Source organism: Streptomyces sp. NPDC048417, from assembly GCF_040651615.1.
Classification (GTDB): domain Bacteria; phylum Actinomycetota; class Actinomycetes; order Streptomycetales; family Streptomycetaceae; genus Streptomyces.
In genome coordinates, this window is sequence record NZ_JBEZKI010000001.1 from 367,128 (window position 1) to 382,146 (window position 15,019).

A 15,019-nucleotide genomic window follows, 5' to 3' on the forward strand; every position below is an offset into this window, starting at 1 on the left:
TCAGGGCGTTTCGTCAAGATCGTTAACAGGGACGTGATGTGCGGTCAGCGCGTCCAAGTGGCGTGCGCGCGCCTCCCGTTCGGCAGCCAGGGTGATGAACTCGGCGATGTGGTCCGGGCCAACCAGGCGTCGTACGGCCTGAATCGTGTCGGCGGGGAGAGACACGGTACGCGTCTCATCCGGGGACTTCGGCTGCTCCCCGGCGCCAAGTCGCCGACGCACCTCGCGAGTGGCGAACAGGCGCATGGCCCGGGCCAGTTCGGCGTCCACCGTCTGCTGGGCCAGCGGGCGCAGGCGCCGTACCAGGGAAGCCGCTTCGGCCGCTTTCGCGTCGGTGCGGTGGTGCGGGTCGTCGAGGTAGCGGGCGAAGACGTGCTCGGTGGTGAACTCAAGGAAGCGGGCGGCGATGTGCTCGACCTGGATCCTCAACTCCCGCAGGTGGTCCGAGATCGCGGTGAGCGGCACCCCGGCAGCGTGCAACTCGGCCGCCACGGCCAGCTCTTGGGGACTCGGGACCAGGAAGGAGTCGGGGTCGCCCGGCACCGGTTCCAGGACGCCGAGTGCCACGGCCTCCGCCACGGCCGTGTCGTCGGGGGTGCCGCCGAAGCGGGCGTCCAGGTCGGCGCGGGAGAGACGGGCCGGTTCCTCGTCGGTCCAGGGGCCCTCGGCCTCGGTGACGAGGCCGAGGACGCCGGCCAGGCCGCGGCCGGTGTCCCAGGCGTCGAGGAGTTCCTTGATGGAGGCGAGGGTGTAACCGCGGGCGAGGAGGTCGGCTATCTGGTGGAGGCGGGTGAGATGGGCGTCGGAGTAGAGGTTGGCGCGCCCCTGGCGCTCCGGGCGGGGCAGCAGGCCTTTGTCCTGGTAGGCGCGGATGGTGCGGACGCTGGTCCGGGAGTGGTGGGCCAGGTCTTCGATGCGGTACGTCTTGTGCGGTGGGGGGTCGGCCGTCACAGTCTCGGCTCCATCCTCGCGATCCTCCGCAGCACCCCCGGCGCCACCCGCGACAGCATCCGTGCCCCCCGCGCCTCCGGTGTCACCGGTACCACCGCCCTGTTGTGCTCCACGGCATCCAGAATCGCTGAAGCCACCTTCTCCGGCGGGTAGTTCCGCATCCCGTACAAGCGGGCCGAGCGCTTCTGCCGCCGTCGTTGCTCCTCCTCGTCGACCCCCGTGAAGCGGGCGGTCGACGTGATGTTGGTGTTGACGATGCCGGGGCAGATCGCGGTCACACCGATGCGCTGGGCGGCGAGTTCGGCGCGCAGGCACTCTGACAGCATCAGGACCGCTGCCTTGGAGGTGCTGTAGGCCGGCAACACCCGTGAGGGCTGGAAGGCGGCCGCCGAGGCGACGTTCACGATGTGGCCGCCCTGGCCGCGGTCCGCCATCCGCGCGCCGAACAGGCGGCAGCCGTGGATCACGCCCCAGAGGTTGACGTCCAGGATCTTGCGCCAGTCCTCCGTGGTCGTCGTGAGGAAGGAGCCGGAGAGGCCGATCCCAGCGTTGTTGACCAGCACGTCCAGGACCCCGTGCTCGCGGTGGACCCGCTCGGCGAGCTTCTCCATGGCCTGTTCGTCGGAGACGTCGGCCGTCTCGGCCCAGGCGTCCGCCGCTCCGATCAGCCGGGACAGCTCGGCGGTGCGGGCGGCGGCCTCCGCGTCCCGGTCCACGGCCACCACGCGCGCGCCCGCCTCCGCGAACGCGAACGCCGTGGCCCGGCCGATCCCGCTGCCCGCGCCGGTGACCAGCACCAACTGACCGCCGAACCGCTGGGCATGGCGGTCCGCCCGCTTCGGCTCGGTGCCCCGGCCGTCCTCGACGGAGATCACGAACTCCTCGATCCAGGACGCCACCTGGTCCGGCCGGGTACGCGGGACCCAGTGCTTGTCGGGCAGGGTGCGGCGGGTCAGCTGGGGTGCCCAGCGCTCCAGGTCGTCGTACAGCCGCGCGGAGAGGAACGCGTCGCCCAGGGGCGTGATGAGCTGCACGGGCGCGTGCGCGTACGCGTCCTCGCGCGGGCAGCGCAGCCGGGGCCGTACGTTGTCGCGGTAGAGCCAGGCACCGTGCGCCGCGTCGGAGCGCAGGGAGCCGGTCGGGTAGTCCCCGGCGGGGAGCTTCTCGGCTCGTCGGAGCATTCCCGGCCAGGCCTTGCCGAGCGGGCCGCGCCAGGCCAGCTCGGGGACGACGGGGGTGTGCAGCAGGTACACGTACCAGGACTTGGCGCCCTGGCCGAGGAGTTGGCCCACCCTGCGGGGCGTCGGGCGCTTCACGCGCGCGTTGATCCAGTGCCCGAAGTGGTCGAGGGACGGCCCGGACATCGAGGTGAAGGAGGCGACACGGCCCTCCGTGCGGCCCACGGTGACGAACTCCCAGGACTGCACCGAGCCCCAGTCGTGGCCGACGAGGTGCACCGGGCGGTCCGGGCTGACCGCGTCGATCACCGCCAGGAAGTCGTCGGTCAGCTTGGCCAGCGTGAAGCCGCCGCGCAGCGGTTGCGGTGCGGTCGAGCGGCCGTGGCCCCGGACGTCGTACAGCACCACGTGGAAGCGCTCGGCCAGGCGGGGCGCGACCTCGGACCAGACCTCCTTGCTGTCCGGGTAGCCGTGGACGAGGACGACCGTCGGCTGTGCCGGGTCGCCCAGTTCCGCCACGCACAGTTCGATGCCGCCGGTGTGCACCCGGCGCTCGCGTGCACCCTTCAGTGCCGTCACTTGTCCTCCGCCCAGCGCCGCACGTGCGGCAGATCGTCGTCCAGCCAGAAGGCGCTCTGCTCGGGGTCCCGGGAGTCGGTGACCACGAGGATCTCCTCGAACTTGGCTCCGGTGCCCCGGAAGCCGAGGTGTGGCTCGACCGCCCACAGGCCCGGCCGGGGCGGGTGGTCGGAGAAGCGGTACGGCGACCACAGGGGCGACCAGCCCTCGCGGTGGCCGTGCAGGGCGTCGGCGGCGAGGCCCTTCAGGGACTGGGTGCCGAACCCGAGGAGATGAGGTGACCAGCGGCGCTGTTTCACCCGGTCCACCTTGTGGGCGATCACGCCGAACGGGTACGCGCGGTGCCGGTTGGCGTAGCCCTGGCGGGCCATGAGGCGGTCCACGTCCTCGTAGATCTCGCGCAGCGGGCGCCGCTCGCGCACCTCGCGCAGGATCAGCTCCCGGTGTGCCTCCAGGTCGGCCATGAGCCGGTCCTGTACGGGGTTGATCCCGAGGGAGCCCGAGTAGCCGATGTCGGCCGTGTAGCCGTCGTACACCGGGGCCAGGTCCAGGATGAACGGCATCCCGGGGGCCAGCCGGCGGTCGGTCGGGAAGAACTGCAGCGGTAGGCGGAAGTCCGTGAACGCGGTGCGGTCGCCGAACCAGGCGAAAGGGAGGTGGAACCAGTCCCGTACGCCACGGGCGCGGAGCCACTCGCGCTGCATCCGGGCCGCCTCGCGCTCGGTGATGCCGGGCTTCAGCCGGGCCGCGACCGCCTCCGCGCATTCGTACGCGAGTCGCTGCACCCGCCGGAAACCCTGGAGCTCCGTGGCGCGTTCGGAGAGTACGTCGTGCGCTGTCGTCGTCATCCGCCCCGTCCCCATCGACTGCGGTACGCGTCCGTAACTTGACACTGGTGAATGTGACAGTTGTTAGAGGCGACGTCAATAGGTGGTGCAAGGCCTGTGGATAACTCTGTGTAGCTCTCAAGCAGGGGATCCCCTAGGGTCCCGTAATACTCGAGAGTGATGCGAAGACGGCTCTCGGGTCTGACGACCTCCGTGGTCCACGTCACTACCTTCGATGGCGTGACTGTGATCGCGACCGAAAGCCTGAGCAAGCGGTTCCCCCGGGTGACCGCGCTCGACCGGCTGTCCGTGGACATCGGACCCGGTGTGACCGGACTCGTCGGAGCCAACGGCGCCGGCAAGTCCACCCTGATCAAGATCCTGCTGGGTCTGTCTCCCGCGAGCGAGGGCCGAGCCGAGGTGCTCGGCCTCGACGTGGCGACCAAGGGTGCCGCCATCCGCGAGCGGGTGGGTTATATGCCGGAGCATGACTGCCTGCCGCCCGACGTCTCGGCCACCGAGTTCGTCGTGCACATGGCCCGCATGTCCGGCCTGCCGCCCGCCGCAGCGCGTGAGCGCACTGCCGACACCCTGCGCCATGTCGGGCTCTACGAGGAGCGGTACCGCCCCATCGGCGGCTACTCGACCGGCATGAAGCAGCGTGTGAAACTCGCCCAGGCGCTGGTGCACGACCCGCAGCTGGTCTTCCTGGACGAGCCGACCAACGGCCTCGACCCGGTCGGCCGCGACGAGATGCTCGGCCTGATCCGCCGTATCCACACCGATTTCGGCATCTCGGTCCTGGTCACCTCGCACCTGCTCGGCGAACTGGAGCGGACCTGCGACCACGTGGTCGTCGTCGACGGCGGCAAGCTGCTGCGCTCCAGCTCCACCACGGACTTCACCCAGTCCACGACCACCCTCGCGATCGAGGTCACCGACAGCGACGAGCACCCCGACGGCACCCGCGCGGTGCGCGACGCGCTGCACGCGCGCGGGGTGGAGACGGACCACGAGGGCGGCGGCCTCCCGGGCGCCGGCCACATCCTGCTGCTCACCGCCCAGGGCGAGGAGACGTACGACCTGGTCCGCGACGTCGTCGCCGACCTCGGCCTCGGCCTGGTCCGCATGGAGCAGCGCAGACATCACATCTCCGAAGTGTTCACCAGCAGCGACGAGCAGCGGAAGGAGGCGGCCGTCCATGGCGGTTGAGCAGCCCCTGGCCACCCCGGCGGGTGACCAGTCCCGAATCCACGACATCGGCTACCGCGGCTACGACGGCCCGCGCCTCGGCCGTGCCTACGCCCGCCTGTCCCTCTACTCGCAGACCCTGCGCGGCTCCTACGGCCTCGGCCGCTCGGTGAAGTCCAAGGTGCTGCCGATGCTGCTGTTCGCGGTGATGTGCGTGCCGGCGGCCATCATGGTGGCCGTCGCCGTCGCCACCAAGGCGCACGACCTGCCGGTGTCCTACACCCGGTACGCGATCATCATGCAGGCGGTGATCAGCCTGTACGTCGCTTCGCAGGCACCCCAGGCGGTCTCACGCGACCTGCGCTTCAAGACCATCCCGTTGTACTTCTCGCGGCCCATCGAGACCGCCGACTACGTCCGGTCCAAGTTCGCGGCCCTGGCCTCGGCGCTGTTCATCCTCACCGGCGCCCCGCTGGTCGTGCTGTATGTGGGCGCCCTGCTGTCCAAGATGGACTTCGCCCACCAGACCAAGGGGTTCGGCCAGGGACTGGTCTCGGTGGCCCTGCTGTCCCTGCTGTTCGCCGGCATCGGCCTGGTCATCGCCTCGATCACGCCGCGCCGCGGCTTCGGCATCGCCGCCGTGATCGCCGTACTGACCATCTCCTACGGCGCGGTCTCCACCCTCCAGGCCATCGCGGACTCCCAGGGCAGCACCGGCGCCATCCCGTGGATCGGCCTGTTCTCGCCGGTCACCCTGATCGGCGGCCTGGGCACCGCCCTGCTCGGCGGCACCAACACCTTCCCGGGCGGCGACGGACCCTCCCACGCCCAGGGCGCGGTGTACGTGCTCGTCGTCCTCGGCCTCATCGCGGCGAGCTACGGCCTGCTGCTGCGCCGCTACAAGAAGGTGGGACTGTGACCACGCTCTCCATCGACCATGTCTCCCGCTGGTTCGGCAACGTGGTCGCCGTCAACGACATCACCATGACCATCGGCCCCGGCGTCACCGGCCTGCTCGGCCCCAACGGCGCCGGAAAGTCCACCCTCATCAACATGATGGGCGGCTTCCTCGCCCCCTCCACCGGCACGGTCACCCTCGACGGGCAGCCGACCTGGCGCAACGAGTCCATCTACCAGCACATCGGCATCGTCCCCGAGCGCGAGGCGATGTACGACTTCCTCACCGGCCGCGAATTCGTCGTCGCCAACGCCGAGTTGCACGGCCTCGGCGCCAAGGCCGCCCAGAAGGCTCTGGCCACGGTCGAGATGGAGTACGCGCAGGACCGCAAGATCTCGACGTACTCCAAGGGCATGCGCCAGCGCGTGAAGATGGCGTCCGCCCTGGTCCACGACCCCTCGCTGCTCCTGCTCGACGAGCCCTTCAACGGCATGGACCCGCGCCAGCGGATGCAGCTGATGGACCTGCTGCGGAGGATGGGCGACGAGGGCCGCACCGTGCTGTTCTCCTCGCACATCCTCGAAGAGGTCGAGCAACTCGCCTGGCACATCGAGGTCGTGGTCGCCGGACGGCACGCGGCCAGCGGCGACTTCCGCAAGATCCGCCGCCTGATGACCGACCGCCCGCACCGTTACCTGGTCCGCTCCAGCGACGACCGCACCCTCGCGGCCGCGCTGATCGCCGACCCGTCGACTGCGGGCATCGAAGTCGACCTCACCGAGGGCGCGTTGCGCATCCAGGCCGTCGACTTCGGCCGCTTCACCGCCCTCCTGCCGAGGGTCGCCCGCGACCACGGCATCCGGCTGCTCACGGTCTCGCCGTCCGACGAGTCCCTCGAATCCGTGTTCTCGTATCTGGTCGCGGCGTAGGAGGCCAAGATGTACGACCCCACAGTCGCCCGGCTCACCTATCGAGCCCTGCTCGGCCGTCGCCGGGCCCTCATCCTGGGGGCGCTGCCCCTGCTGCTCATCGCGATCTCGGTCGTCGTCCGCGGCCTCGCCGGCGCCGACGACCAGACGGCCTCCGACCTGCTCGGCGGGCTCGCGCTCGCGACCATGGTGCCGATCATCGGCGTCATCGCCGGCACGGGTGCGATCGGCCCGGAGATCGACGACGGCTCGGTGGTGTACCTGCTGTCCAAGCCGATCAGACGGCCGACGATCATCCTCACCAAGCTGACCGTGGCGATCGCCGTGACGATGGTCTTCTCGGCTCTGCCGACGCTGATCGCGGGCTTCATCCTCAACGGCAACGGCCAGCAGATCGCCGTCGCCTACACGGTGGCCGCACTGGTCGCGTCGATCGCCTACGCGGCGCTCTTCCTGCTGCTGGGCACGGTGTCCCGGCACGCGGTGGTCTTCGGTCTCGTCTACGCCCTGGTCTGGGAGGCCCTGTTCGGCTCCCTCGTCCCGGGCGCGCGCACCCTGAGCGTCCAGCAGTGGTCCCTGGCGGTCGCCCACAAGGTGACGGGCGGCGAACTGGTCACGTCGGACGTGTCCCTGGCGACGGCCACGGTGCTGCTGATCGCGGTGACGGTCCTGGCGACCTGGTACGCCGGCCAGAAGCTGCGCTCGCTGACGCTGGCGGGCGAGGAGTAGACGCCCGGCTTATTGACGGGGGCTTCACCTCTGTCCAGGCACACTGGACAAAGCGGGTGTACTGCGTAGGAGGCGCGGGATGGCTGAGGGTTTCGGTGGCGGGGACTGGGACGGGGTTGTCCTGGACGAGGACTTCATACGGTCCGCGGGGACTTCGGAGCCGTCCGCGCGGGCGCGGATGCTGGCGGCGAAGTGGCGGGCGGAGTCACCGGAGCCTCAGCCGTGGCGGTCGGACGAGCCGCCCGCCGGGTGGTTCTTCAGCAAGGTGCGGCGCAGGTGGTGGCGTCGGTAGGCGCCCTTAATTCGGTGGCTTCCAACTCGGTTCACAGGCACAGTTGTTGTGTCAGCCCCCGAACCGGGAGAGGAGCCGGACGATGTCCATGCACGACAGTACGTCCAGCTCCCTTCAGGGCAGCCTGCGGCGGATCGCGATGTAGCTGCCCGGGGCGGCCGCTTCGAGCACGCGATGTCGCTCTCGCGTGGGCCGCCCACCCGGAGGATTGGCCGAGTGGTAAGGCACTGGCTTGCGCTGTGTTCCGTCAAGTGCAAGCCATGGTCGGGCCTGGAAAGCCCGCGCACGTTCGACCCGTGCATCCTCCGCCACGCTTTGAAGGAGCCCGAGCCGTAACGCCTTGAAGGCGCCTCAGCCGAGCAGCCGCTCCAGCACCACCGCGATCCCGTCCTCCTCGTTGGAGGACGTCACCTCGTCCGCCACGGCCTTCAGCTCGTCATGGGCGTTGGCCATGGCCACACCCCGGGCCGCCCAGGCGAACATCGGGATGTCGTTGGGCATGTCGCCGAAGGCGATCGTGTCGGCGGCCTTCAGGCCCAACCGGCGCACGGCCAGCGACAGGCCCGTCGCCTTCGACAGCCCCAGCGGCAGAAGCTCCACGATTCCCTCGCCCGCCATGGCGACTGTGACGAAACCGCCGGCCGTATGACGTGCCACCTCGGCCAGCTCGTCGTCGGAGAGCTCGGGGTGCTGGATGTAGATCTTGTTCAGCGGCGCCGCCCAGAGATCCGCCGCGTCCGTGAACGGCGTCGACGGGAGCTTGCCCGTCACCGCGTATCCCGGACCCACCAGCACGTCGCCGTCGAGGCCGTCGCGGCTCGCGGCGAGGTACAGCGGGCCCACCTCCGCCTCGATCTTCGCCAGGGCGACCCCGGCCAGCTGGCGGTCCAGCGTCACGGACGTCAGCAGGCGGTGCGCCCCGGCGTCGTACACCTGCGCCCCCTGACCGCACACGGCGAGACCGTGGTAGCCGAGGTCGTCGAGGATGGGCCGGGTCCAGGGGACGCCGCGGCCGGTGACGACGATGTGCGCGGCGCCCGCCGCGGTGGCCGCGGCGAGCGCGTCACGGGTGCGCTGCGAGATCGACTCGTCGGAGCCGAGCAGCGTTCCGTCGAGGTCGGTGGCGATCAGTCCGTACGGGAAGCTCACCGGGACACCGGCTCCAGGACCTCTCGGCCGCCCAGGTACGGACGCAGCACCTCGGGGACCCGGACCGAACCGTCGGCCAGCTGGTGGTTCTCCAGGATCGCCACGATCGTGCGCGGTACGGCGCACAGCGTGCCGTTCAGGGTGGCCAGCGGCTTGACCTGCTTGCCGTCGCGGACCCGGATCGACAGCCGACGGGACTGGAACTCGGTGCAGTCCGACGTCGACGTCAGCTCGCGGTACTTGCCCTGCGTCGGGATCCACGCCTCGCAGTCGAACTTGCGGGCGGCGGAGGAACCGAGGTCACCGGTGGCGACGTCGATCACGCGGAACGGCAGCTCCAGCGAGGTCAGCCACTGCTTCTCCCAGGCCAGCAGACGCTGGTGCTCCGCCTCCGAGTCCTCGGGGGCGACGTAGGAGAACATCTCGACCTTGTCGAACTGGTGGACGCGGAAGATGCCCTTGGTGTCCTTGCCGTGCGAACCGGCCTCGCGGCGGAAGCAGGGCGAGAAGCCGGCGTAGCGCAGCGGGAGGCGCTCGGCGTCGATGATCTCGTCCATGTGGTACGCGGCGAGGGGCACCTCGGACGTGCCGACCAGGTAGAGGTCGTCCTTGTCGAGGTGGTAGACGTCCTGGGCCGCCTGGCCGAGGAAGCCGGTGCCCGCCATGGACTGCGGCCGGACCAGCGCCGGGGTCAGCATCGGGGTGAAGCCGGCCTCGCTGGCCTGTGCGATCGCCGCGTTGACCAGCGCCAGCTCCAGGAGGGCGCCGACGCCGGTCAGGAAGTAGAAGCGGGAGCCGGAGACCTTGGCGCCGCGCTCGACGTCGATCGCGCCGAGCAGCTGGCCCAGCTCCAGGTGGTCCTTGGGCTCGAAGCCCTCGGCACCGAAGTCACGGATCGTGCCGTGCTCCTCAAGCGTGACGAAGTCCTCCTCGCCGCCGACGGGCACGTCGGGGTGGACGAGGTTGCCGAGCCTGAGCAGCAGCTCGTGGGTCTCGGCGGCGGCGGCGTCCCGCTCGGCGTCGGCGGTCTTCACGTCGGCGGCGAGCTGGCCTGCCTTCTTCAGCAGCTCGGCCTTCTCGTCACCGGAGGCCTTGGGGATCAGCTTGCCGAGCGACTTCTGCTCGTTGCGCAGCTCGTCGAAGCGGACGCCGGAGGACCTGCGCCGCTCGTCGGCGGAGAGGAGGGCGTCGACGAGCGCGACGTCCTCTCCACGGGCGCGCTGGGACGCGCGCACACGGTCGGGGTCCTCACGGAGCAGGCGTAGGTCAATCACGGAGCCAAGGCTACCGGTGTGGGGTTGCCCCCCACGAATCACTATTGACCCGTGTTCCGAATCGCGGCTTACGTTCCGTTATGAGGGAATTGCCGAGCGTGTCAATAAAAAGTGTCTCACTCCCCGAGACGGGGCATGTGCGCGGCCTGCGGTTGACTCGATTCCCTTGTGCGGAGCGGGACTTGGGGGCCCGGTTGTCCACAGGAATCCACACCCTTCCGAGAGTTATCCACAGGCTGTGTGGATGGGGTGTGGACTTCGGAATTGATCACTTCGAAACCGGTGCCCGAAGAGAGGAATTCCCCGTCCAAACCTGGACAACACCCACTTTCGAGTGGAAAGGAGTCGCTCCAAAAGATGAACCATGGGAAACGAGTGGACGAAGGGTGACGTGGGTGATCACCGGCCCGCCTGTGGACTGTAGGCCGATTTGTCGACAGAGTCAGGTGTTGCTGTCGACTTGTCCCCAGGTCGAGTTGAGGACCTGTGGATAACTCCTGTGGATAACGAAGATGTGAACGTATGGCCGGTTAGAAGCGGCCGTCCTGGCAGCGCGCCACCCAGTCCGAGGCCGCCATGAACTCCTCGTCCGACGTCCCCGGCCGCGTCGGCCCCGCGGTCTTGCCCGGCTTGATGTCCGCACGCGGGTACGAGCCGAGGAACCGCACCTGGCGGCAGATCCGCTTCAGCCCCATCAGGGCCTCCGCCACCCGGCGGTCGGAGATGTGACCCTCGGCGTCGACGCAGAAGCAGTAGTTGCCGATGCCGGCGCCGGTGGGCCGGGACTGCAGCAGCATCAGATTGATGCCCCGGGTGGCGAACTCGCCGAGCAGATCGCGCAGCCCGCCGGGGTGGTCGTCGTTCTGCCAGAGCACGACCGAGGTCTTGTCCGCGCCGGTCGGGGCCGCGGGCCGGGCCGGCCGGCCGACCAGGACGAACCGGGTCTGCGCGTTCTTCGCGTCGTGGATCTCGGTCTCCAGGGCCTCCAGGCCGTACCGCTCGGCCGCGAACTCACCGGCGAACGCGGCGTCGTAGCGGCCCTCCTGCACCAGCCGGGCGCCGTCCGCGTTCGAGGCGGCGGACTCCCAGAGGGCGTTGGGGAGGTGGGTCCGCAGCCAGTTGCGGACCTGCGGCTGGGCGACCGGATGCGCGGTCACCGTCTTGATGTCGGAGAGCTTGGTGCCCGGGCGGACCAGCAGCGCGAAGGTGATCGACAGCAGCACCTCGCGGTAGATCGTCAGCGGTTCGCCCGCGACCAGCTCGTCCAGGGTCGTGGTGACCCCGCCCTCGACGGAGTTCTCGATCGGCACGAACGCGGCCTCGGCCTCGCCGCCCCGTACCGCGTCCAGCGCGGACTGCACGGAGACGTACGGGATCAGCTCCCGGGTGGCCGCCTCCGGAAGCGTGCGCAGGGCGACTTCGGTGAAGGTGCCTTCGGGACCGAGATACGCATAGCTCGCTGGCATGTCCCTCACCCTAATGGGCGCAAGGGAGCCGGGCTCACGTGTCTCGTCGGAACCACTCGACCGGGTGGTTTGAAACCCGGAAACGCGCCAATAGTGATCAGAATCCACGGTGGTAACGCGGTCACCGCGCGGAATCCACCGCACGCACGCGGAATCCACCGCACGCACGCGGAATCCACTACACGAGATACCCGGCCCCGGCTGTCCGGCCTCAGCCCTCCAGCAGCCGCTGCCCCACGTACTCCCCGTCGGCCGCCCCGCCCGGCACCGCGAACAGTCCGCTCGCCTCGTGCCGGATGTACTGCGAGAGCGCGTCCCCGCGGTCCAGCTTCCGCTGCACCGGTACGAACCCACGCAGCGGATCCGCCTGCCAGCAGACGAAGAGCAGCCCCGCGTCCGGCGTCCCGTCGGCATCGATGCCGTCGTGGTACGAGAACGGGCGCCGCAGGATGGCCGCGCCCCCGTTCTGGTCGGGCCGGGTGATCCGGGCGTGGGCGTTGATCGGGACGACGTAGTCGCCGTCGGACCTGGTCTTCTCCAGGTCCATCGCCGTTGTCTCGGCACCTCCGGACAGCGGCGCTCCGTTGGACTTCCTGCGCCCGATCACGTCCTCCTGGGCCGCGAGCGAGAGCTTCTCCCAGTCGTCGAGGAGCATGCGGATCCGGCGTACGACGGCGTAGGAGCCGTTCGCCATCCAGGCGGGGCCGTTCGAACCGCTCGCCGGAACGAAGATCCGCTGATCGAAGTCCGTGTCCGTCGGCTTCGGATTGCGGGTGCCGTCCAGCTGGCCCATGAGGTTGCGGGCGGTCATGGGGTGGGCGGTGGCGCCCGGGGTGCGGTTGAAGCCGTTCATCTGCCAGCGGACCTTGGCCGCGCTGCCCGCGTCCTTCTGGATGGCGCGCAGGGCGTGGAAGGCGACCAGGGAGTCGTCGGCGCCGATCTGTACCCACAGGTCGCCGTTGCTGCGCGACCTGTCGAGATGGTCGGAGGAGAAGTCGGGCAGCGGGTCCAGGGCGGACGGGCGCTGCTTCTCCAGGCCGGTGCGGGCGAAGAAGCTGTTGCCGAAGCCGAAGGTGATCGTCAGCGACGAGGGGCCGGCGTCACGGGCCACATCCGTGTCGTCCTGTGTCATCGCCTCGCCCGCCATCAGCCGTTCGGCTGTCGTCGACCAGCGACGCAGCAGCGCGGCGGCCTCCTTCCGCCCCGCGCCCGCCGCCAGGTCGAAGGCGACGAGATGGCCGCGCGCCTGGAGACCCTCGGTGATGCCGGGCTGATGTTTCCCGTGAAACATCGCCCGGCCGGATCCCACCGAGCTGAGCGGGGTGGCCTGTGCGGGCGCGGCGGCGTAGCCGACGCCCGCGCCCGCCGCGCCGAGCACGAGTCCGGTGGCCCCGGCGGTGCCGAGCAGGGCGCGCCGGCTGACGCCTGCGGTCGGGGGAGCCGGCGGGCTTTCCTCGGTGACCGGTGGACGGAGGGACTGGGACGGTTCAGCCATGGTGCGGTTCAGCCGATCTGCGCGTTCTTGGAGACGGTCACCTGGTCGATGTCGGAGGTCCGCACGGTCACGGCGATCTGCCAGTCGCCGGCCATGGGGATCTGCACACCGTTGGCGGCCCAGTGGCCGGTGGTGACATGGTCGGGGGTCACGGGAAGCGGACCGATCTTCTTGGCGGCGAGGGTGAAGGCGACCTTCACCTCGGGGATGTCGAAGGCCCGGCCGTTGGGGCGCTGGACGTAGACGTGCATCTCGTTGGTGCCCACGACCGCGGGGTCGAGGTCGACACGGACGACGCCCTTGCCGTCCTTGCCGCCGGTGTCGAAGGACATGTCGAGGGTCAGCGCGCCCGAGGACGAGTTCGATGCCGAGGACGAGGACGAGGACGAGGAGGAGGACGCGGCCGAGGCGGTGGCCTTGGCGTCCTGCTCGGTGCGGCCCGGCTCGGTCTGCGTCAGCACGGTCGTGACCGCGAGCAGGGCGACGGCGACCCCGGCCTCGGCGAGCACCGAGCGACGCAGGCCGAAGCGGTTGGGGTCGGCGTCCCGGAGTCGCTTCTGCCGGGCGGCGTCCTTGGCAGCCTGCTGCCGGGCCAGTTGGGCGGCCCGCTCGGGGTCCTCGGAGTCGTCATCGGCGGAGGCGTCCTTGCCGGAGCCCTTGGCGCCGGACCCGCCGGACACGTCAGAAGCGGCGGACGCGCTGGACACGCCGGACTTGACCGACGCCTCCTTGGTGGCGGCGGACGCCTTGACGGTCTCCTTCTCTTCCTCCGCATCGGTGACTTCCCCGGCCGACTCCTCGGTCTCCGTCACCGCCTCCGTCACCGCCGTGTCCGCGAGCCGTCCCGTCCACCGCCGTGAGATGGACGCGATGCCGACCAGCAGCGCCACCAGCGCGATCTTGACCAGCAGCAGCTGCCCGTAGGCCGTGTCGGTGAACGCCGACCAGGAGCCGAGCTGGCGCCAGGACTGGTAGATGCCGGTGGCGACCAGTGCCACCACGCTTCCGAAGGCCACCCGGGAGAATCGGTGTACGGCGGTGGAATCGACCGGGATGTCGGCCGGCGTCCGGTAGAGGGCGAACAGCAGGGCGGTCAGGCCGCCCAGCCAGGTGGCGACGGCGAGCAGGTGGATGACGTCGACCGGCATCGCGATGTCCGGCTGGAGTCCGGTGGAGGCGTGCTCGGCCATGGCCCAGCTCGCCGCGAGCCCGGCGGCCACGACGGTCCCGCCGATGGCGAGCCCGAAGGTCAGGTCCCGCTTCTCCGCGCCCTCCTCACGCTTGTCGTAGGCCCCGAAGAGAACGGCGATGAACAGCGCGGCGGCCGCGAGCAGCAGCAGCCGGGAGACCAGGGCCGCGCCGGTCTTGGTCTGCAGGACCTGACCGAGCAGGTTGAGGTCGAAGATGTCGCCGAAGCTGCCGGAGGTGGTGTAGGAGCCGCGCAGGAGCAGCAGCCAGAGGGTGGCCGCGGTGAGTGTCAGCCAGCCGCCGACCACCAGCCGTTGCAGGGCCTGTACGCCGGAGCCGCGCTGCCAGCAGGCGAGCACGAAGGCGGCGCCGCCGACGAGCACGATGTACCCGGCGTACGACATGTACCGCCCGAAGCCGTAGAGCCAGCCCACGATCCCGCCGCCCGCGTCCTGGTCCCCGACCGAGGCAACGGTCCTGGAGGGCGCCCCGACGGAGAAGGTGTAGGCGCCGGCGACGGGGTGGCTGTCCGCGGAGACGACCTGCCAGGCGACGGTGTACGTGCCCTTGCCGAGCCCGCTCTTGAGCTGGACGCCGTAGGTCGTCCCGGTCAGGTTGTTCGGCTTGGCCAGGTCGACCCGCTTGCCCTCGGGGTCGAGGACCCGGATCGAGTTGTCGTTCAGCGACACGTTCTCGGAGAACGTGAGCGAGACCTGGTCGGGTGCCTTCGGGACCACCACCCCCTGGGCGGGGTCGCTGCCGGTCAGCGCGGCGTGCGCGGAGGCCGGCCCGGCGCCGGCCAGCAGCGCGCCGGTGACGGCGAGGAACAGCAGCACCAGCGTGCGCAGGCGGGGGGTGATGGTCCGCGTCAAG

At 70.2% G+C, this 15,019-nt stretch carries 13 protein-coding genes and 1 tRNA gene; 6 read left to right on the forward strand and 8 right to left on the reverse strand.

The genetic code is table 11. The annotated features are described in order from the left end of the window. The 3 genes from AB0D59_RS01800 to AB0D59_RS01810 are packed head-to-tail and all read right to left on the reverse strand — an operon-like array spanning nucleotide 1 to nucleotide 3,556. Nucleotides 1–951: a MerR family transcriptional regulator gene (locus AB0D59_RS01800; protein ID WP_362559507.1), complete on the reverse strand. Its 951-nt coding sequence runs from the start codon at nucleotides 949–951 to the stop codon at nucleotides 1–3. Next, complete coding sequence (locus tag AB0D59_RS01805; protein WP_362559509.1) at nucleotides 948–2,708, reverse strand: SDR family oxidoreductase; 1,761 nt, start codon at nucleotides 2,706–2,708, stop codon at nucleotides 948–950. Before AB0D59_RS01805 ends, AB0D59_RS01800 begins: the two co-directional genes overlap by 4 nt. Next, the gene (locus AB0D59_RS01810; RefSeq protein ID WP_362559511.1) at nucleotides 2,705–3,556 is read right to left on the reverse strand and encodes a M24 family metallopeptidase; all 852 of its coding nucleotides are present in this window, start codon (nucleotides 3,554–3,556) and stop codon (nucleotides 2,705–2,707) included. The genes AB0D59_RS01805 and AB0D59_RS01810 overlap by 4 nt, the downstream gene beginning before the upstream one ends. A gap of 225 nt (nucleotides 3,557–3,781) precedes the next feature. Between AB0D59_RS01810 and AB0D59_RS01815 the strand changes: the two genes are divergently transcribed. From AB0D59_RS01815 to AB0D59_RS01840, 6 genes are all read left to right on the forward strand, one after another. Then, a complete protein-coding gene (locus AB0D59_RS01815) occupies nucleotides 3,782–4,747 on the forward strand; it encodes an ABC transporter ATP-binding protein (protein ID WP_362559838.1) in 966 nt (321 codons plus the stop codon). Then, complete coding sequence (locus AB0D59_RS01820) at nucleotides 4,737–5,645, forward strand: ABC transporter permease (RefSeq protein WP_362559514.1); 909 nt, start codon at nucleotides 4,737–4,739, stop codon at nucleotides 5,643–5,645. The genes AB0D59_RS01815 and AB0D59_RS01820 overlap by 11 nt, the downstream gene beginning before the upstream one ends. Next, nucleotides 5,642–6,553 (forward strand): ABC transporter ATP-binding protein, encoded by a 912-nt coding sequence (locus AB0D59_RS01825; RefSeq protein ID WP_362559516.1) that lies wholly within the window; start codon nucleotides 5,642–5,644, stop codon nucleotides 6,551–6,553. Before AB0D59_RS01820 ends, AB0D59_RS01825 begins: the two co-directional genes overlap by 4 nt. Nucleotides 6,554–6,562: 9 nt before the next feature. Next, nucleotides 6,563–7,282: an ABC transporter permease gene (locus AB0D59_RS01830; protein WP_362559518.1), complete on the forward strand. Its 720-nt coding sequence runs from the start codon at nucleotides 6,563–6,565 to the stop codon at nucleotides 7,280–7,282. A gap of 79 nt (nucleotides 7,283–7,361) precedes the next feature. Further along, nucleotides 7,362–7,574, forward strand: coding sequence for a hypothetical protein (locus AB0D59_RS01835; protein ID WP_362559519.1), 213 nt, complete (start codon nucleotides 7,362–7,364; stop codon nucleotides 7,572–7,574). 202 nt (nucleotides 7,575–7,776) lie between these two features. Beyond that, nucleotides 7,777–7,885, forward strand: a tRNA-OTHER gene (locus tag AB0D59_RS01840). Between the two features lie 40 nt (nucleotides 7,886–7,925). Here the strand turns inward: AB0D59_RS01840 and AB0D59_RS01845 are convergent. The 5 genes from AB0D59_RS01845 to AB0D59_RS01865 form a co-directional block, all read right to left on the reverse strand. Beyond that, entirely contained in the window at nucleotides 7,926–8,723 is a 798-nt protein-coding gene (locus AB0D59_RS01845) for an HAD family hydrolase (protein ID WP_362559521.1), read from the reverse strand. Further along, the gene (serS, locus tag AB0D59_RS01850) at nucleotides 8,720–9,997 is read right to left on the reverse strand and encodes a serine--tRNA ligase (RefSeq protein ID WP_362559523.1); all 1,278 of its coding nucleotides are present in this window, start codon (nucleotides 9,995–9,997) and stop codon (nucleotides 8,720–8,722) included. The genes AB0D59_RS01845 and serS overlap by 4 nt, the downstream gene beginning before the upstream one ends. Before the next feature lie 530 nt (nucleotides 9,998–10,527). Beyond that, complete coding sequence (gene pheA / locus AB0D59_RS01855) at nucleotides 10,528–11,463, reverse strand: prephenate dehydratase (protein WP_362559524.1); 936 nt, start codon at nucleotides 11,461–11,463, stop codon at nucleotides 10,528–10,530. A 211-nt stretch (nucleotides 11,464–11,674) separates the two neighbouring features. Then, nucleotides 11,675–12,958 carry an iron uptake transporter deferrochelatase/peroxidase subunit gene (efeB, locus tag AB0D59_RS01860; protein WP_362559526.1) on the reverse strand — a complete coding sequence of 428 codons (1,284 nt, stop codon included), beginning with the start codon at nucleotides 12,956–12,958 and terminating at the stop codon, nucleotides 11,675–11,677. Nucleotides 12,959–12,966: 8 nt separating this feature from the next. Continuing rightward, nucleotides 12,967–15,018: a copper resistance protein CopC gene (locus tag AB0D59_RS01865; protein ID WP_362559528.1), complete on the reverse strand. Its 2,052-nt coding sequence runs from the start codon at nucleotides 15,016–15,018 to the stop codon at nucleotides 12,967–12,969. Nucleotide 15,019: the final 1 nt, after the last annotated feature.